We start from the raw sequence: 18,245 nt of genomic DNA, 5'->3' as shown, positions 1-18,245 counted from the left end.
AGGCACAAACTCAGTTTGTTTAAAACCCCAGGTGCTATAGATTCCACCAATACGTCCACTTCAGCACCAGCGCCCGGTTCTTGACCGAAAAGAAGCCGGGGACATCCTGGCCGATCTGGGCTGAGTTGGGCAAATAGTTATCCGTATAAACCAGGAAAAAATCGGAGGCAGGCTTATAGCGCCATTGAACCCGCGCATTGACGTTCATATTTTTTTGCTGTTCATTGTACTGCACAAACGTGGTCAGGTAGAGCGTGTTGGTCAGCGTTACATCAAATCGGGGACCAACCAGCCAGAACGTAGTTTGACCCCAGGGCTGAGGCAACCGAATGTCGTTATAACTGGCACTGGCCGCCAGACTCACGTAAGGCTGGAACCGATAACCCAAGTCGGCCGTCAGGTTCAGGCGGGTGCCGTTGTCGTAATAACCCCCGTAACGGGATGAAAAACCATAGGTGAATACGCTCTGTGGTTTCGAATCGAAATCCGTTCCCCAAGCAGTCCAGTTGTGTTGCGTGCCCGTCGCCAGTGTTTGTCGGCCCGTGTTGGTCGGGTCGAAGGGTTGTAACAACCGCACATAGTCGGTCGCGACCCAGCCCGTGAAAACACTTTTACTCCGGAACGTAACGACGTAACTCAGTGTCGTTTCATTGTCGCTTTGCCGGCCAGCCGGATCGAAAAAATAGGTCGATACCACGGTCGGGCCATGACTCAGCACACCGCTGGCTGTTGGTAAGAACGTATAGCCGAGGGTGCCCATAACCCGCTCATAGGCTCGCCGTGGCACGTAACCAGCCTCGGCGGTATAATTCTTTCCAACCGATTCGACTTGTCCACCAATGAGCCATCGGCGTGTGTTATACTGCAAGTTCGCGGCATAAACGGCGTCGCTGCCGGATTGATCCGTGCCACTAACCGCTGGACTGAACGACTTCACATACAGGGCTTTTCCTGACCAAAAATTGTTCGCCGAAGCCAGGTTATACTCCAAGCCAAAATTTCGGTTGTAGCGCGTATAAGCTGGCTTATCGGTGGCTGGCGTATACCCGAGCGACTCTTTATTGACAAACATCAGACCAATATTCGACCGGGCGAATATGCGCCGTTGCAGGGCGACAACGGCAAAATTCTGGGCTGGCAGCGACTCAACACCCGTGCTTGAATAATCGACGCCCCCCGTCTGCATGTCCATTATGCCAATGCGCCAGTCTTTGTTTAGCTTGCCACTCAACCGGGCACCGAAGCGAATGGGAACCCCACCCAGACCAATCCGGCGGCTGAAAAAAGGCCGAATGGTTGCATAGCCGAAGTTGGTGAACTGGTCACCGTTCTCGAGAAAGAACTGTCTCTTTTCGGGAAAAAATAACTCATACCGATCCAGGTTAGTTACCTGCTGATCGACATCCACCTGCGAAAAGTCCGGGTTAACGGTTAGGTCGAGGTTCAACGAGGACGTAATGGCGACTTTAGCATCCAGACCCGCGTCGAATCGATTCTGGGTTGGTACGCCATTCTGGTAGTCGCGGTTCATGCCGCTCAGGGCATACGGAATCAGGGAAATGTTGGGTCCGGGCTGTGGGGGTGGCTGATCCCAGACCAGCACACCCGTGAGCGCCAGTGAGGCTGTCGGGAACTGGCGCTGGATAGGCGTCCAGGATGATTTTTCAGTTGTTTTTAAATCCTGTCGGCTGAAGTTTATTCCCCAGCGGGAAATGCCGCGTTTGTACCGAATGGTCTTGAAGGGAATGGCCAGTTCGAGCACATACCGGTCGGCGTAGTTCTTAACCGAAGAGGTCCATTTGTTATCCCAGCTTAAGTTTGCTTTGCCTCCCTCATACAACAAACCATCCCACTGGGCTCCGGCCGCGTTGGTGCCAAACGTGAACCCATTCGTCTGGTCATCGAAGGTGTCCATGAAGAAAATGAAGTTGTCATTTTTGCCAAATGCCCAGTCACGACGCAGCGATTCCACGATATACGGGCCTTCCACATTGCCGTGGTAACAAACGGCACTCAAATACATATGGTGGTCGTCATAAGCCATCCGAACGTCGGTCCGAACCTTAGCGCGGCTCGTGTCCATGGGCAATACCATCCAGAAATCAGACGCTACTTCGGCCGCTTGCCAGGCGGGTTCATCAACAGTTCCATCGATAACAATGGGCGATGTTGCCCGGCTGATGTGAAGTTGATATTGTTCATTTTTCTTCTGAGCCATCAAGGGCGTGAGGCCCGACGAAGCGCACAGAAGAAGCGAAAAAAGCAGTAAACGTCTCACCAAACAAATACGTTATAAGTCAATGGTAAAAGAGAAATGACCCTTGGTTTTACCCCAGGTATTTTTATAAATAGAGACGCAACGACTCATTCATCGTTGCGTCTCCGAGCTTTTGTGAGAAGAAGTCAGTTAATTGCCGACCATAAACACGGCGTTGCCAAACAGGAGCTTGCCATTGTACCAGAAACCCCGGAATAATGGGTCATCGGCCAGGTAAACGACACTCCCGCGTCCTAATTGCTGAACGCCCATAACCAACGTGTTTTTCAGCTTTTCTTTAGCATTTCTACCAGAGAAACCGGCTACGTAGTTTGACGTTTTGAAGTACCCTACATTCCAGCCATCTTTCAGAAAATCAAAGTTATAGGCATTCTGCACCAGCGAGTAGTAACCACCCGACAGGCCAAAGCCGAGTGGGTGAGACGTGTCGACATCGACCCGGTAAATACTGCCCGGAATATCGTCGGCGATGGCCGTCCGTTCGCGGTCAATGTATAGTTTGAGGGAGTCGAGCATGCTGCCTTTATCTTTGCTTTTGTCTTTCCCCTTGTCTTCTTTTTCTTTCAGATCAAAGCCCTCTTTCCCGGCCAGAAAGGATGCGGCCCGCTCCATGGCAATCAACTTACCACCAGCCCGAACCCATTCCCTGATGGACGATAAATTCTTCTCAGTCAGATAGCGCCCGTAGTTGTAGTTTGTTGGCAGAATCAGCACGTCCAGTTTGTTCCACTGCACGTTTCCGAGCGTGTTGATGTCAATCAGGGCGATGGGGTAGTTCAATTCCTGATCGAAGTAGTGCCATACTTCGCCCGCCGAAGGCGGAGGAGTTCCGTCGCCAATAACGACGCCCACCCGGGGCGCCTTTAAACCCGTTACGAAATCCGAGCCAAAATCTGATCCCTTGCTCACGAAGCCCGTTTGCACCGGTGTCAGGTCAGCGCCTGTTTTCGTTGCTTCCGCCCGAACGAGGGCATCGAAGCGTTCGCCAAAGCGTTCGTTCCCGGCACGGGTTACAATGAGTGTACCGGATGGGTAGGTTTTGTTTTCGACGTCGAAAGGTTTTTCCGCTGCCCGAACCCTGATTTTCTGCTTGAGCAATCCCGCCAGCATTTGCACCGCTGGTAGTGACTGCCACCGCACCAGATACGCATAAGGCCGGGCCGTAGCAGTGGTGCCAGTTGTTGAGCTTGAACTGGCGGCAACTGGCTGCGTGCTTCCCGGATTGATTCGTGTCGTCAGACCATAGGTTTGCAGGCCGAAGGCATAAGGCAATGACCAAGCCGTAATGTCGTAGGTAGCTGAGTCTTCCAGCGCGGAATTTTGCTCAAACAGGATTTTTAGCAGCGTTGATTTAGGCTGGTAGGCGCTGATCACGATGTCATCGGCGGCAACCGATACGTTCTTTTCGTTTTTCTGGGAGGTATAGTTAAAGCCACTCGTTACGGTCTGCGCTTTGCCCGAGTAGCCATAACTGATTTTGTTGCGCTCCAGGAGTTGTTGTAACGCTTTCAGGCGGCCGGCATCGCCATTGGACTTAATGACGTAGCTTTTGTAAACCCCAATGGGTGTATTGCGCGATTTATCGAAAAACTGTCCGAACTCTTTTACGATCTCGGCGGGCCGGTCGGCTACCGATTCCAGGGTGGCTATGCTGGATGCGACGTGGTGGTCGATCCGCTGGCGCAGGGTGAGGGTGTCACCATCTGCTTTTTCGATGGCCAGTCCTGCCCGACCGCTGCCGCCCTGCTCAAATGTCATGCCAATGGCCCCGTTGTAGGTTGGGTACGTGTCGCCATAGCTGGGATAAAACAGATCAAAACGTTCGCGGGTGTAATAGAGCCAGCCATTTTTATCGAAGTAGCGGCTGCAATAATCACCAATCGTTTGCTGAAACTTTCGCTGAAAAGGCGTTATATCTTCATGGTAAGGCTTGGCGGAGGGGGCAAAATAATAGGGGCTCTCAACGCCCATTTCGTGGAAGTCGCCGTGCAAATGGGGCATCCACTGCTGATAGAGCGCCATGCGTTGCTGCGTGATTTCCTGTGTTTGCCAGGCCCAGTCGCGGTTGGGGTCGAAGAGGTAATGGGTATAACGACCACCAGGCCAGGGCTCGTTGTGTTCGCGGGCGGAGGGAGTCGGGTCGGGGGTGCGACCGACCATCTGGTTGTACCAGTTTACATACCGGTCATGCCCGTCGGGGTTTAAGCCCGGATCAAGAATAACGACGGTCGTGTTCATGATTTTCTGCGACACAGCGTCCGATGAGCTAAGCAACCGATACAGCACATCCATGAACGTTTCGGAACTGACGGCTTCATTGCCGTGTACATTATAGCTCAACCAGGCAATTGGTGGTTGAGCCGCAGCCGTTGGCGTGCCATCCATCAGGCCAATGCGTTTCAGGTTATTTGTCCGGATTTCTTCCAGCCGGTTCATATTTTCTTCCGAACCGATCGCAACGACCATCAACTGGCGACCTTCGTAGGTGGTGCCATAGGGGATAAGTTTAATGCGTTTGGGTAGTTGGCGGGCTACCTGTTCGGCATAAGCCAGAACACGGTAATGGGGAGTAAACCGTTCACCAATCTGATAACCAAGGAATTTAGCGGGTGAATCGACCGAAGCAGAGGAAGGGGCAACGGTTGCTGTGGACGAAGACTGTGCAGAAGCCGACTCGGACTGAATGGGCAGCGATGCGACGGTCAGGCCTGCAAGCAGCAAGAAGTGTTTCATGTAGGTGATGAAAAAATTTTAGAGGCTAATCACCTCAAAAATAGCACTAAAACGCTCAAGAACCCTTTTTTTGAAAAAATTTTAGTAGCTGCTATTGCATTTTAAAAACATCGCCTTACCTTTGCACCACGATTCGCCAACACAGCGGCAACAAGCCAAAAGGTTGGGTCTTTTAAACAAGACGGCCGATTCGTCTAGCGGTTAGGACATCGCCCTTTCACGGCGGTAACACGGGTTCGATTCCCGTATCGGTCACTAACATTATTTTCTTCCCACGACAAGGCCCGCCGAAAGCGGGCTTTGTCATTTTAGGCCCTTCTGCTCCCAGCCGTACCCCGTCTCAACTGCGCATATGTGCATAAATTTTTGCACACACGAATTTGCACACACCTTGCACACACCAGTTGCTCTCTTAATTTCCTTAATAATCCCTTAACAATCACCGTTACTGTATAGTATATTTCAACTCGAATATATCATACAACTAAATTATACGGTGAGTACAAAACGAATGCCTATAAGTATACGCTTTACGCTGCGTTCTCCCAAAAAAGGGCAGACCTACGCTAATCCGCACCCCTTGCAGGTCTGGATTACGGTCAATGGTCAGCGGGACCACTTCGGGGCCGTTTATCCGCCAGTGACCGGTAGTAAGTTATTGGTCAATCCCAAGGAATGGCAGGTAGAGGATCAGGCATCATCGCGCCGGGATGATATGGTCAACAAACACCTGCCCAAACTAAAGGCGTATATTCTGGAGGTGTTCGACCGGCAATGCGCCATTGCTCAGATGAATCCCGATTTTCCGCCAACCGTCAAATCTGTTTGCTATCAGATCCAGGAAGGAAAATTGCCCGACTGGAATCCAGAAAACGGCTGGCAGCTTGGCAAACAAAAGCCTACGATTCCTCTTTTGTCCGGCGACACATCGCTGGTCGACGTGTACATTTCCCGAGTGGCTGCACTTGAGCGACACTACGGCCCAACGCCTACCAAAACCCAGACCATTGATGTAGGACGGTGGAAGAGGGGGCTCAATCTGCTCCGGGCCTGGGCCAAAGCGCATAATACGCCCGTACCTGCCTGCCAGAAAATAACCCTGTCCTGGCTCAAAGATTATCATAAATGGCTTCAGACCCAGAAAAGCAAAAAGCAGTCGAAGCCCATTTCAGCGGCAATGGCCTCACGCTACATCGGCAAAATTGGGCAGGTGTTGCAGTACATGGTCGATGCTGAACTGATTGAGCGCAACAACGTAGAGAAACAGTCCTGGCCCCGTTACGATGACAAGGAGATCCTGTTTTTAGAGCCTGAACACGTCGCCAAGTTGTTTACCCTGAACTGGAAAAGGACTAAGGGAATTGCGCTCTGGTGGTTTCTGCTAATGTGCTGCACAGGACTGGATTACCCTGACGCGGTAGCTTACGCCCGTTCGCGTCACGGCTTTGAGCGCGTCGGCCCATCGGGGCGTAAAATTCTGGGCAGACGCCTAAAGCCGCCCCACGAAGAATACGATGTGCCGCTACTGGACGAGGTTGAGTGGCTGTTTGCGGTTTATCCGGAAGGGCCGGAAGACATATCCGGAGCCGCCGTGAACCGCTATACCGATCAGATCGAGGGTGTGTTGGGTATCACCTGGCGCATTACCAATAAGACTGCCCGTAAAACATTTGGCTGTCTGATGCTTATTAACGGGTACTATATAGGGGAAGTGAGCCGGATGCTGGGACACAAAAGAAACAGTACAACCGAGCGTCACTACGTCCGCATCATCGGTAGCGCCGTCGACCGCGCCCGAAGTCGGGTCAAAAAAAGCTCTCTTATATGACTGGATATAGTCGATGGATATTTACTTCCGTACCAGGTCTGCCGTTTGTCTTTATCAGTATTTACGAGGCTGGCGGTTCGATTTATACGCACCACAGAAGGGTAGGGTTGAATTAATTCAGAGGAATGGTAAAATGCTGACTGTATTCCGGTCCTTGTAATTCATAGACCGAACAGACAAGCCAGGGATAACGGTCGTGTTCAAAGTACCAACGGGTGAATAGATTCATAAGGTGTCATTGTTTGATGCAAGATAGATATACCTAACAAAAAAGCCTGGTCATAGCGACCGGGCTTTTTTGTATCAGTGAACGTTAGATTTTATCAATCAACTTTGACAATTCGTCAATCAGAGGTTTAATCTGTTGAAGATTTGTGCTATAAAGCTCATTAAAATTCAATGCGTTAATTCTGGCTACGAATGCTGCTGACTCAGGAGAAGCAAGCAGCACATCAATTTGAGTACTTACTACAATTAAGCTGGGTCTTACACCTGTTCTAAAATAGTCAAGCAAATGTTGGGCGTCCCCGGCAACATTTGCTCCGCCAGCATGACTACCATGAGTTATTTGTATAAAATTATTGAATTCAGCTTCTGCTTTTTGAACAATCGTATACAAAGAGCCTAACACGAGTAAGGCATGGGATCTTACTAAATCCTGATGCACTTTAATAGAAAAAGCTTGCGCTTGCGCTTGAACTTGTTGTGGATTCATAATTGATAAATAATTATTTAGTAAGTTGTAAAGATAGAATATAAAGTTACGTAGTTGAAAAATTAAATTCATCAGCAGGTGATACAGTGATTTACCAGCCTCTGACGGATGGAATGATCATCCGCGATTTGTGAACCCGTCTGGCCTGAATGAATTGAATGGCCAGAATGGCCAGTACAAAGAGTAAGATTGCTTTTTTCATGGTGAGATTGTCTTTATAAAATTGTCAGGTTGTCTATGGCAAATTTGATCAGATCCTTACTGGTGCCCAAGCCGAGCTTATTGGTAATGTGTGCTTTGTGATTGGCCACCGTCCGGTAACTAACGTCGAGCAAATCGGCAATGTCTTCGTTTTTATAGCCCTGTCCAACCAACCTCAATACGATTAATTCCTGCTTACCCAGTTTGCTGACTTTCTGGTAAACATCGGGGTTGATCGCTTTGACGCCCAACTGTTTGCTACGCCTGGTATCCTCCTCGTTAATTAGTGTTCGGATGGCCCAAACGTTGATTTCAGTCAATGGACCGATCAGGGCATCGAGTATCCGGCTAAAATAAGCCGCGACGGGGGGCTCCGCTTCGTAACGCTGGTAGCCGTCGAGCGCCGTTTTTAAGGCCAGTAGCGGCCCGATTTGTAGTTGGTTGAGTGGCCTCATTGGGGCGTGGAGTCTTGCGACCACGGACGGGCTGTCATACCTTTGCACCGTGGACGGATTGTCGTGATCAGGTTCATATTCCCCTACTCGGTAAGTTTCTCAGGCGAACGAGTAGGGGTTTTTCATTTAAGCTAAACTAGCTACACAGCGGGCAACGAGTAGTTCCATCGTCGGCGGTGGATTGGCGTTACCGATCTGCTTCTGACGCTGTTCTTTGTTGCCCAAAATCACGTAGTCAGCCGGGAAGCCTTGCGCCCTGGCTGTCTCGCTGGGCTGAAGCATCCGAAAGTAACAATCCTCTATCTCGGGCCTTCCGTCGATCAGGGCCACACTATCCCGCGTCGGCATCGTCGGACTCGGCTCAAATACCGTATGCGCGTTGTTAACGCCGTGGTAAGGTGCCAGAATCAAACTACTGTGTCCGGTTGTCATCACCGTATCAGTCGGCTCGGTCGTCAATCTGGGCCGGGCTGTTCCGTGAATCGGCACGATAAACGACATACTGTTCCCCTGTCCGGTTATCGTTGGTAGTGCGTCGGTCACATCGCGCGCTGGTGTCGACTTCCGGTTCGGTACGATAAACGAGCCGGGCGGTACAATCATCATTTCCTGCTGTGCCGTCGTTTGGGTGTGCATGTAGCCCGTCAGCGGGCGAGCGGGTGAGGCATCCCGATTGGCGAGCAAAAACGGTTCAGGAGCGACCATCGCCATACTTTCCTGAGTGGTCTGTGTGGGCATCACCTCACCCATGCCATAGGTTCTGTCCGTGTTTGAGGTGCTGAATGCCATGTTAAACAGGTAGGGCGCAAAAAGGTAGCTGCTGAACCCGGTCGTTTGCGCGTTGAGCGGCTCGCCTTCGGCGTTCCATATGCGGCTTTCAGTCGTGCCGTGCTGGTTTCGCTGATCAATGATCGTCGGCCGGTACCCAAACTTATCCAGGCCATATTCGATTCGCTTGGTCGTGTTAGGGCTGAGGGGTTTCATGCCTAGCGATGCCCGGTCGCCAATCCGGACCATTGGAATCGACAGATCGAGGGCGTTCAAAGCCGCGTAATAAAATGGAACAACCGGTGCAGCACAAACCGAGCAGCGGTACACGTACTGGGTTTTGTACTTACCCGACCGGCGTCCGTTTTTCCAGCTTTGGTAGGCTTCGACGGTTCCGCAGCGGGCGCATGGTGCCTTCGGGCGGATGTCCAGATCTGGTTTCCGGTTGCCCTTTTTCCAGAACACAATGTAGATCCGGTCGCGGCTCTGAGGGGCAAAGCCGGTTACTCCCTCGCCGTGGGCAAACATCGCGTTCAGATAGACGCACTCATGCTCATAGCCCAGCGCATGCATCGCCTTGAGCCAGGCGTCGAACATAACCCAGTGACGAACGTCGACGACGTTTTCGGTAACGATAAACTCGTACCGATGGATCTCGGCAAAACGGGGCACGTCCCACATGGTCGCCCGACTCCGGACCGCCGAGGCATCAAACGCCTTGTTGGTGAAGATGTCCTGTTGATGCAGGTTTTTTCGCTTTTGCCCCTTGGCCAGAGAATGGTTCGTGCATTCGGGCGAGGCAATCAAACCCGTCGTTTTCTGGTAGCGGGCCGGGTGGGTCTCGCTGATGTCGGCGCAATCGTGATGCGTGTCGGGGTGGTTCGTGTTGTGGCTCTCAATGGCTAATTTCCAATGGTTGAGCGCATATTTAACCGCGACACCGGCTACCTTACTGGCCCCTTCGGACGAGCCGCCACAGCCGCAAAACATATCGGTTAACGTTGTATCTGATGGATGTATCATTTTATACTAAGTCGTTTAATTCCTGCTGGATTGTTTCAAGGATCGCCAGCATTGTCATGTAATCGTGTGAGGTTTTTGTATCGCCCAGTCGTGGACTTTCAACCCGTTTAGTGAATTCCTTATGCCAGTTGGCCCGGCCCTGTGGAGAGAGTTGACGTTGCCACTCGCCGAAAGTTTTAGGCAGGTTATTCATACCTCCTCCTTTCGGCTCCAGCTGGAGGGACGCCAGCCGTCCGGCTTCTGGCTCTCCTTGAACGCATCACCCAACAACCGGGCGTTTTTGCGACGAGCCAGGTCGATCATCGCTCGCCGGTCGTCCGATACACCCATATTGATGATGTACACCTCGTAGGGGCTCTTTTTCTGAATTCCAACGAAAATAAAGGCGTACTCAAGACCAACCGCATCCAGATAAAAGGCCGCTTGCCGGTCGTAGCCGTATTTGACAAAGCAATCAAAAAACTCGTTGGCACTCCGGGCCGAGGTCGTCTTCAGATCAAACAGCGTCGAGGCCGGATTTTGCCACTGGGCGTCAATCTTGGCTTTGAGGGACAGGCCCGTCCGTGGACAGGTCCAGTACTTCTCTATTTCGTGATAGCCCGGCGTCTGCCAGTGTTCAACCCAGTTCGGCGCGGTCTTCTTGATGCTGGCTTTCATTTTGAGTAAATGCGCCTGGTCTTTGACGTGCAGCTTATCCCAAAGGTTAGATGTGTTAGGCTCCAGAATCAGACTGTGAAAGACCGTACCGAACAGGGCGGCTTTGGGGTCAATGGGCTTGATCTGTCCGCCCGTACGCATTGCAAACAACTCGCTGAGGTCGCTATTGGAGTAAGCTGGATAGGTTCTGTATTGATGGTCAGTCATTGGGGAGCAGGGTTAGATAGGGGTATTTGCCGGAGAGAATGTCGTTTTCAAATTCGCGGACGAAATCAGCTTCTTTGATCTCGTAGGTTCCTAAAAGCAGATAGTCACCGGAAACACCATGACTAAAAAGAGTGGCACAGCGGGTGTAATGCGTATACATGAGTTTAAGGTGGATGTCTTCCCGAAACTCTTTCTCGTTTGTACAATGCACGATGGCTGTCAAGTGCGCGCTTTCTTCGTCGTATTCGATTCGGATTGTGTTCAGTAAATCAGTCATTGTCGTATCAGTCTAACGTGTTCACTACTGTAGCACCGGGGCTTATCCTTTTTGTCCTCCATGACCTTAATCAACCCGCTCGAAGTCCAGCCAATTACCGTCCCGGTAAAATTGCGGACGTGGAACCCGCGTCGGTGGACGGCCACACGGACGCGGGATTGTGGTATGATTTCAGAATTCATATAACCGGCGTGAATTCTGAGGCATAGAAATTCCAGACGTTGGGCATGGTCACGGCGTTGAGCCGCTCGCGAACGAAGCTCTGTTGCAAGTAGCTCGGCAATTCATCGACTAGCCGCTGATAGTCGTGCAGGCCCATAACCTGAGCGATGTAGCACTCGTGTACGCTGTTGATGTGAGTGACGATCTCCGTCAGATCAGCGTGAAATTCGCGGACGTTGAACTCGTCGAGGTCGACCAGCTTTTCGATCTCACGGTCAGTCGAGGAGATCCGGAGCCGACTCATTAAATTGAAAAACGTCGTGCGGCCGACCGTTGATTTTATCGAATCCCAATGCTTAGGCTCAAGAAGGTATTTTTCTAACACATGACCAGTTTTTGGGTCACGGATTGCCTTTCGCGGATTAGACTGCAAGTCCTTCATCACCCGGTTGAGGTCATTCCCACGAGTTTCTAGCAAGAAATCTTCAAGACGTTGCTGGGCAAACAGCCGAACAGTCGAGTAATTGTTTGGTATACCCCGACCAAAAAAGCCAAGCGAGTGAGGATAAAGGCCCGAGGCTACGTATTGGCTAATACAGCGGGCGATACCGGCCTCATTTGAAATGTTATTGCCTCTTGAGGCCAGAAACGCTCTCGACGAAAACAAAACGCTGTAATACGCCTGGGGAAACGTCCAGTGCAGCGATGACTGCAAGTACTGCTCGTCGTTAACGACGGGCGTTATACGTAAGGCGTACTCCGCCGACCAGCAATTGAGCAGTAATGCTTTGATGGCATTGTAATCGAGGGACTCGGCCGTCTGGATAGTACGCGTAATGAGCTGAGTGCCTTCGGGCGAGTTGAGCCGGATATACGAAGCCAGGGCGCGAAAATGATCTGAGAAAAGCATACGAAAAGAGTTTAGGCCGCTACTGATGACAAGTAGCGGCCGGGTGAGATGGATTATTGAGCAGCGGGCAACAGGTCCGGTTCGTCTGCAGGAGCGGCAAACGGATTGAAATAATTATAAACCGACTTGTTGTTGGCGATGTCGGTCAGCGTCTCAATCCGGTAAATCCGGCGATCCTGTGCGTATTCGCGTATCGCCCTGGTCTGCTCGGCATCGGCCAGCTTATGGGAGAACGTAGCGATGTAGTAGACGCCTTTAGGCTGAATGTTGTTGTTCTCTTTCTTCTCGGCAACGGCTGTAATAACGGCATCGGCGAGCGTCAGGTCGTCGTAGTACAGTGGCTCGATCAGGCGGAAAATATTGTCGACTGAATAGCCGTGGAACAGCACCGCCGATACGCAGTTTTTCTCGTCGATAAAGAAAAATTCCGCCCAGTTCTTGGTACCCATATTGAGGATGTTATCTGTAAACAACCGCCACGCGATAGGCTGAAAGGTCAGCGTCCGGCCCAGCTTCTCGGTGCCGTTGATGTTGAAAATGCCCTCTTTGGCATCAAACCGGTATTGGCGCGGATGTCCTTCGAGGTACTTGAACTTATCGACGACTTCGCCCGTCAGTTCGTGGACTTTCTGGTACGACTTGAGATTGCCTTCGGCGACGGCGGTTTGTACTGCTTTAGTGGTAGACATGAGAGAAAAAATAAAAGGGTGAAAAGAGATTAGTTATTGAGAGCATTGATAAGTGCCTCGGCAAAGTTTACGGCCGAGCTTACTGTCGATTCTACACTGTAGTCCGCATAGCTGGGGTTTGCCAAAAGACCTTGTAAAGCCTGTGCCGCAACGTATTCCCGTTTAGTGAGCCCCCATTGTGGCATACCTTCATTGATGTCGAGCGGGAAAGCTGACTGTTCTCCGTTGTTGTCCATTGTGAAAGGTTGATTTATGGCCCGGTTGTTAGCCGGGCCGGTTAGGATTGATCAAGCAAGGATTAGTCGGTCAGCCCGAAAGGAGCGCCAGCCCATAGCGAGCGTATCGTAATAGCAAATAGCCAGCACGGAGCCGGCTTTGCTGTCTGTTGTCGTTACGGCCGGAGCCGAACCGTAGTAGCCGACCGCAAAGCGTTCTTCGCCCTTTTCCTTTTCGTAAAAGAATGAGACGGGCTTGACGAGCATTTCAGCTTTGAGCCGGATAACTGCCCACGCGCGTTTGAGCGCCTGAGAGAGCGAAAAACCCTGTTTGCGGAGGGCATTGGCGAGTACCATTAATTGACGTTTCATGTGAATGCAGATGTTAAGCGATTGATTCAACAAATGTAATCAAATGATTTCAAATAGCAAGACTTATGTAATAAATTGATTAAAATAATAATTCAAATGATTACAAATAGTTATATTTTTGTTTCATACTTACTCCACTTGATATTACATCCATGAGAAAGAGCGTACCTGCCCTCTTTGACGAGATCGCTGACGATCAGCCCTATTTCTTTGGCGTCCAGGCCAATCCGATCCGGGAATCATTACCCACGCTGACGTACCGGTTTGATCGGGGCACGATTGGTCTCAGCAAAGGGCTGTTAAACCTGCTGGGCATCGACAGTAATTGTTACATCGGCTTTGTGACCATCAAAAAAGCCATTTACATCTACCGCGTACAGGGTCAGGGCCGCTACTGGGTCAATACATCGACGCGGTTTAAGTCGGGGATCTGTTCGGGCACGATCTGCAAAAAACAGTTTGTCCGCGAAGCCATGCGGAGCGTCGGCAATGGGCCGGGTGAGATCATAAGTTTTCCGGTAGCGCCGTTTAGCACGACGGCGACCGAGCTTGGTTTGGACCCGAGCGTTTACAGCGTACCGTTTTACCGGATTGTCACGGATCAAAAGTCACTACGCGAATGAAGACCAGGGAGGGCACCATCGCCGATTTAAAGTTTGACCGCAGCAATGCTAACAAAGGTTCGGAGTTTGGTTCGCACCTGCTCCGTAAGTCAGTCAGTGAGTTGGGCGTCGGTCGCGGCATCGTTGCAGCCTCGGACGGTACCATCATCGGCGGCAATCACGTCACGGAGATGCTATCCGAGTTGGACATTGACCGGGTCGTCTTTGTGCCCACCGATGGAAAGACCCTCGTCGTTACCCAGCGCATGGACATTGACCCGGGGACAAAACACTTTCACGAACTGGCCCTGGCTGATAATAAAGTCGGGCAGGTTAATCTGACCTTTGACGACGATGTCGTCGCGTCGCTCGCGGCCGAGTTTGACATTGACGTCGGTAGTTGGGGATTTACACCCGTCGAAGAGGAGAAAACACCGGAGCCCAAAGAGACACCCGTTTCGGATAAGATCAGTTTTACCCTGTCGGCTGCTCAACTCATCGACGTACGCAAAGCCCTCGACACGGCTATACTTGAGCAGGAGATCCCCGACGAGGGGGAGCCCGACAACGAGGCCCTGATGATTATCGTCAACGAGTTTCTATCACGTCGCTCGTAAGCACTCACTCTAATACTATAGCACTCTAATAATGCCTTTCAATACTGAGGACGCCATCGCGCAACGACGCGCCAACGTAGCCCGGCTCTATTTGCAGGGACTTCGACAGTCTGACATTGCTATCCGGGAGAAGGTTACCCAGGGTCAGGTCAGCCAGGATCTGGTCGCTATTCGTGCCGAGTGGCAGGAGTCGACCATTTTTGATTTTAACGAGGCCAAAATTCAGGAGTTGGTCAAGATCGACCACCTGGAATCGACGCTCTGGGATGCCTGGCACGATTCCAAACAGCCACTCAAGAAAAAGTCGACCAAGATGCGGGGTGAGGTCAACGAGACAACCGACAAAAAGGCGCAAAAGGCCAAAAACCTCGAAACGACGGATTATACCGAGGAGCGGTTGGGCGACCCGCGTTACCTGATTGGCGTTGACCGCTGCATCGAGCGTCGGTGTCGTATCCTGGGTCTGGAGGCTCCGCTTAAGATTGCCCAGACTGATACCGATGGCGTCAACATCAAAGCCGCTCGTACGATCTATATCGTCGACACGACGGACGGTCACAAAGTACCCGCACCCGACGACGACTATTCAAACCCCGATGCACAATGATAGACGACTCAGAATTAAGTATCGAAAAGATCAGGGCGTTAAAAGCGGAGCTACGCGCTCAAGTAGGCGTATTGCCGTATGATCCACTTGTCGAGGTACGAATGCACCTGCTTAAGCGAATGGGTCAGGAGTTAGACCGAAAGTGCGCCGTTATGGTAATCGCCGGCTTTCGTCCTATTGGTAGAATGCTCGCTCGTCAGCTAGCCGCGATGCCTATAGAAAAGGCAACCGTTTTTCTTGAGGAGATCGGCACCATCAAAGCCGACGACATGGAGCGCATTAGCCAGCAACTCTCCCAGTCGTTGAGCGTCGGCCGCGTTTCTGCTGATGACCTCGTCCCTGTTCGCAACTATCAGCAGCCCGGCTCCCGTCGTGGCCGCAATATCAAACCCGACGAGTCGCGAAAGGCTCGTTATTCTCAATCAAGGAAATGAGCGATACAACATCGACCCACAAACAGGTCTCATTCAAATTCGAGCTAAACGCTAAGGTGTATTGGCAAAACGAGCAACGGTCTGTTATCGGCTACATCAAGCGACGTGGCTATCAGGAGACCTGGCATAACGATTTGGATGACGTAGGCGGCTACATAACCAACATTTTTTATGAGGTGGTCAGCTTTAGTTGTAAAGCGATATTTAACGAAACCGAATTCGGGGTGAAGGTCTTCACGGATGCCGTCGAATTCTTAGACGCTACAGCAAAATGAGCCAAGCAACTTTCGACCCGTTCGCACCCGTAGACCGTATGCAATGGACTAATGTCAATCGTGGCATACCTGAACAGGGCGAGCCGTTTCTTTATCTGACCAGAAACAAAAAGGTAATGGTCTGCCAGAATCGCACACTCGACGAATGGTTTATTAACAAGTATGCAGTTACTCATTGGATGTACTTACCCGAACTGCCTGAAGAATGAGACTACTAATCCAATCACTCCTGATCGTCGCGACCAGCGGCCTCGTCGCTGTCGCCCTCAACCTGACGACTCACGCACTGTCAACCCGTATTGACATCTGGCCCAACGCGGCCAAGGTGCAACCGCCCAGGCGTATACATTCTGTTTATCCCTGGTGGAATGAAGATTTACCCTTTTAATTCAAATGAACTTTTACCTATAAACAATCAAGTCATGTCAAAAGACGAAATCTACCAAGTTGCCGAGCAAGTTGCTCAAATCTTACAGTCAGGTCCAGTTGAGCGCAAGGGCGACGGTTGCTCAATGTCGCCAGCTAAACCGGCTATCGACGAGAAGCACGTCAATAATGTAGTCAATGAAGCCCAGGACGTAATTATGAGAAACCTACATAGCGACGAGGAGCAATTCCTAGCCGTTGGGAAACTCAGGGAGCGCATGGCTAGGTATTGGGACGAACAAGCTACAACGAGTAACGAGGTGTCCTCAGTTAATTCGAACCGCGCTCAAACACTCGGCAAATTCATTGAAATGACGATGCCGCGATAAGGGATAAGTTACGAATGGTGGTTATAGTAAACGGTCGGGCTAAATGGTTCGGCCGTTTCTTTTTGCAGCTGGAGGTAAATTAAAGAGTGGTCCGCTGCTCTCCCATCTATAAACCGCTTTACTCGCTGCCTCCGGCCGTCCGCTACATTCACCTGTGGGGCGGCCGCTCGCGTGGTGGCTCGTTTGCCGCGACCGACTACGCGCTGTTCTACCTGAGTCAGCCCGACTACTTCCGGGGCTACCTGATGCGGTATATACAGGGCGACATCCGGGTCTCGCTGTGGCGGGATATGATGGACCGCATCGACGAGAAAGAGGAGCTGGGTCTACTGAACCGGAAGGACTATAAGATCAATACGAACGAGATGTCCATCGTTCACCTGCCCACCGGCAACACGCTCCAGAGTCGCGGGTTTAAAAAGTCATCGGGCGCCCAGACCGCCAAAATGAAGTCCATCGCGGGCGCGACGCACATCTTTTTAGAAGAGGCCGAGGAGGTGACCCGCGACGACTTTAACCAGCTTGACGACTCGCTACGGACCGTTAAAACTGACCTCCGCGTCTTCCTGATTTTTAACCCGCCAAAGAAAAATCACTGGATCATTGAGGACTATTACACCCTCCGCGAGTCACGAATACCCGGTTACTACATTGCTCACGCGAACGTAAAGGACAATTTCCTTTCCATTTTCTCGACGTATCACGACAATATCAAATACGTCGCTAAAAGTACTGTCGAAAAATTTGAGGGCTACCGGGTATCAGACCCCGATTGGTACTGGACAGTGGTCCGTGGGCTTATCTCCGAAGGAGCCAAAGGCCGGATCTACCGGGGCTGGAAAGCCATCACCAACGACGAGTTTGCCAGCCTGCCCTACGGCTCGTACTACGCGCTCGATTTTGGGTTTGGTGTCGATCCGCTGGGCTTATCGGAGGTAAAGCGCCACAACAAACGACGCTACGCCAGAGAGTTAATCTACGAAACGGGGATCAGCGACGAGGAATTAGTCCGCAGGCTACGCGCTTTCCGGGTTGGTTCGCGGCCGATCGTCGCCGATTCAGCCGAGCCAAAGTCGATTTCGTTTCTCCGCAGCAAGGGGTTCAACGTCATAGCGGCCCGCAAAGGGGCGGATAGTATCCGCTTTGGGATCAAGGCCATGCAGGGGTGTGAGTGGTATTACACTCAGGACAGCAAGAACTTGGCTTACGAGTATCAGGAGTACCGCTGGCAGCTTGACGCCAACAAGGAGACGACAACCGAGCCCATCGGCAAACACGATCACCTGCTCGACGGCCTCCGCTATACCGAACTGACGGACCCCTGGGGCGGTGGCGCTATTGACCATACGTAGCGGCTCCCTATCTTCAATACGCAGTTTGCCTTGCTAGTGTGTGTCAACGGTGGTCCGATTACTGGTTAACGACGGCCAGTCATCGCCCGCCGACTTTCTCACTCTACAAGCCC

General features: G+C 51.5%; 22 protein-coding genes and 1 tRNA gene. 11 read left to right on the top strand and 12 right to left on the bottom strand.

The annotated features are described in order from the left end of the window. Positions 1 to 34: 34 nt before the first annotated feature. Together ACYVAM_RS21055 and ACYVAM_RS21050 are read right to left on the bottom strand one after the other, a co-directional pair. Positions 35 to 2,218, bottom strand: coding sequence for a carbohydrate binding family 9 domain-containing protein (locus ACYVAM_RS21055; protein ID WP_461070856.1), 2,184 nt, complete (start codon positions 2,216 to 2,218; stop codon positions 35 to 37). Positions 2,219 to 2,407: 189 nt separating this feature from the next. Beyond that, positions 2,408 to 5,011 (bottom strand): M14 family metallopeptidase, encoded by a 2,604-nt coding sequence (locus ACYVAM_RS21050; protein WP_461070653.1) that lies wholly within the window; start codon positions 5,009 to 5,011, stop codon positions 2,408 to 2,410. 183 nt (positions 5,012 to 5,194) lie between these two features. Here ACYVAM_RS21050 and ACYVAM_RS21045 point away from each other — a divergent pair. Together ACYVAM_RS21045 and ACYVAM_RS21040 are read left to right on the top strand one after the other, a co-directional pair. Continuing rightward, a tRNA-Glu gene (locus ACYVAM_RS21045) sits at positions 5,195 to 5,266 on the top strand. A gap of 256 nt (positions 5,267 to 5,522) precedes the next feature. Further along, entirely contained in the window at positions 5,523 to 6,839 is a 1,317-nt protein-coding gene (locus ACYVAM_RS21040) for a phage integrase SAM-like domain-containing protein (RefSeq protein WP_461070651.1), read from the top strand. Between the two features lie 313 nt (positions 6,840 to 7,152). On the opposite strand, the gene ACYVAM_RS21035 is transcribed toward ACYVAM_RS21040, so the two are convergent. The 10 genes from ACYVAM_RS21035 to ACYVAM_RS20990 form a co-directional block, all read right to left on the bottom strand. Then, the gene (locus ACYVAM_RS21035; RefSeq protein ID WP_461070649.1) at positions 7,153 to 7,626 is read right to left on the bottom strand and encodes a hypothetical protein; all 474 of its coding nucleotides are present in this window, start codon (positions 7,624 to 7,626) and stop codon (positions 7,153 to 7,155) included. A gap of 143 nt (positions 7,627 to 7,769) precedes the next feature. Continuing rightward, positions 7,770 to 8,210 carry a response regulator transcription factor gene (locus ACYVAM_RS21030; protein WP_461070647.1) on the bottom strand — a complete coding sequence of 147 codons (441 nt, stop codon included), beginning with the start codon at positions 8,208 to 8,210 and terminating at the stop codon, positions 7,770 to 7,772. A 126-nt stretch (positions 8,211 to 8,336) separates the two neighbouring features. Beyond that, complete coding sequence (locus ACYVAM_RS21025) at positions 8,337 to 10,001, bottom strand: DNA cytosine methyltransferase (RefSeq protein ID WP_461070645.1); 1,665 nt, start codon at positions 9,999 to 10,001, stop codon at positions 8,337 to 8,339. Between the two features lies 1 nt (position 10,002). Then, a complete protein-coding gene (locus tag ACYVAM_RS21020; RefSeq protein WP_461070643.1) occupies positions 10,003 to 10,194 on the bottom strand; it encodes a hypothetical protein in 192 nt (63 codons plus the stop codon). After that, complete coding sequence (locus ACYVAM_RS21015; RefSeq protein WP_461070641.1) at positions 10,191 to 10,865, bottom strand: PD-(D/E)XK nuclease-like domain-containing protein; 675 nt, start codon at positions 10,863 to 10,865, stop codon at positions 10,191 to 10,193. The genes ACYVAM_RS21020 and ACYVAM_RS21015 overlap by 4 nt, the downstream gene beginning before the upstream one ends. After that, positions 10,858 to 11,142, bottom strand: coding sequence for a hypothetical protein (locus ACYVAM_RS21010; RefSeq protein WP_461070639.1), 285 nt, complete (start codon positions 11,140 to 11,142; stop codon positions 10,858 to 10,860). The genes ACYVAM_RS21015 and ACYVAM_RS21010 overlap by 8 nt, the downstream gene beginning before the upstream one ends. Positions 11,143 to 11,320: 178 nt before the next feature. After that, positions 11,321 to 12,214, bottom strand: coding sequence for a hypothetical protein (locus ACYVAM_RS21005; protein WP_461070637.1), 894 nt, complete (start codon positions 12,212 to 12,214; stop codon positions 11,321 to 11,323). A gap of 53 nt (positions 12,215 to 12,267) precedes the next feature. Beyond that, positions 12,268 to 12,903, bottom strand: a complete 636-nt coding sequence (locus tag ACYVAM_RS21000) for a hypothetical protein (protein ID WP_461070635.1) — start codon at positions 12,901 to 12,903, stop codon at positions 12,268 to 12,270. 29 nt (positions 12,904 to 12,932) lie between these two features. Then, positions 12,933 to 13,139 (bottom strand): hypothetical protein, encoded by a 207-nt coding sequence (locus ACYVAM_RS20995; RefSeq protein ID WP_461070633.1) that lies wholly within the window; start codon positions 13,137 to 13,139, stop codon positions 12,933 to 12,935. Positions 13,140 to 13,190: 51 nt separating this feature from the next. After that, positions 13,191 to 13,490, bottom strand: a complete 300-nt coding sequence (locus tag ACYVAM_RS20990; RefSeq protein WP_461070631.1) for an SH3 beta-barrel fold-containing protein — start codon at positions 13,488 to 13,490, stop codon at positions 13,191 to 13,193. A gap of 152 nt (positions 13,491 to 13,642) precedes the next feature. On the opposite strand from ACYVAM_RS20990, the gene ACYVAM_RS20985 reads away from it, so the two are divergent. From ACYVAM_RS20985 to ACYVAM_RS20945, 9 genes are all read left to right on the top strand, one after another. After that, positions 13,643 to 14,113: a hypothetical protein gene (locus ACYVAM_RS20985; RefSeq protein WP_461070629.1), complete on the top strand. Its 471-nt coding sequence runs from the start codon at positions 13,643 to 13,645 to the stop codon at positions 14,111 to 14,113. Continuing rightward, positions 14,110 to 14,709: a hypothetical protein gene (locus tag ACYVAM_RS20980; RefSeq protein ID WP_461070627.1), complete on the top strand. Its 600-nt coding sequence runs from the start codon at positions 14,110 to 14,112 to the stop codon at positions 14,707 to 14,709. Before ACYVAM_RS20985 ends, ACYVAM_RS20980 begins: the two co-directional genes overlap by 4 nt. A gap of 31 nt (positions 14,710 to 14,740) precedes the next feature. Then, positions 14,741 to 15,316 carry a hypothetical protein gene (locus ACYVAM_RS20975; RefSeq protein ID WP_461070625.1) on the top strand — a complete coding sequence of 192 codons (576 nt, stop codon included), beginning with the start codon at positions 14,741 to 14,743 and terminating at the stop codon, positions 15,314 to 15,316. Continuing rightward, entirely contained in the window at positions 15,313 to 15,750 is a 438-nt protein-coding gene (locus tag ACYVAM_RS20970; RefSeq protein WP_461070623.1) for a hypothetical protein, read from the top strand. The genes ACYVAM_RS20975 and ACYVAM_RS20970 overlap by 4 nt, the downstream gene beginning before the upstream one ends. Then, positions 15,747 to 16,025 carry a hypothetical protein gene (locus tag ACYVAM_RS20965; protein ID WP_461070621.1) on the top strand — a complete coding sequence of 93 codons (279 nt, stop codon included), beginning with the start codon at positions 15,747 to 15,749 and terminating at the stop codon, positions 16,023 to 16,025. Before ACYVAM_RS20970 ends, ACYVAM_RS20965 begins: the two co-directional genes overlap by 4 nt. Further along, positions 16,022 to 16,234 (top strand): hypothetical protein, encoded by a 213-nt coding sequence (locus ACYVAM_RS20960; RefSeq protein ID WP_461070619.1) that lies wholly within the window; start codon positions 16,022 to 16,024, stop codon positions 16,232 to 16,234. The genes ACYVAM_RS20965 and ACYVAM_RS20960 overlap by 4 nt, the downstream gene beginning before the upstream one ends. Continuing rightward, positions 16,231 to 16,413 carry a hypothetical protein gene (locus tag ACYVAM_RS20955; RefSeq protein ID WP_461070617.1) on the top strand — a complete coding sequence of 61 codons (183 nt, stop codon included), beginning with the start codon at positions 16,231 to 16,233 and terminating at the stop codon, positions 16,411 to 16,413. Before ACYVAM_RS20960 ends, ACYVAM_RS20955 begins: the two co-directional genes overlap by 4 nt. Positions 16,414 to 16,447: 34 nt before the next feature. Beyond that, positions 16,448 to 16,780 (top strand): hypothetical protein, encoded by a 333-nt coding sequence (locus ACYVAM_RS20950; protein WP_461070615.1) that lies wholly within the window; start codon positions 16,448 to 16,450, stop codon positions 16,778 to 16,780. An 86-nt stretch (positions 16,781 to 16,866) separates the two neighbouring features. Continuing rightward, positions 16,867 to 18,132 (top strand): PBSX family phage terminase large subunit, encoded by a 1,266-nt coding sequence (locus ACYVAM_RS20945; protein WP_461070613.1) that lies wholly within the window; start codon positions 16,867 to 16,869, stop codon positions 18,130 to 18,132. Positions 18,133 to 18,245 lie beyond the last annotated feature (113 nt).

The sequence above is a fragment of the Spirosoma horti genome, from assembly GCF_054776595.1.
The sequence above is the reverse complement of the archived record's forward strand: the minus strand, read 5'-3'. Positions and strand labels throughout refer to the sequence as shown.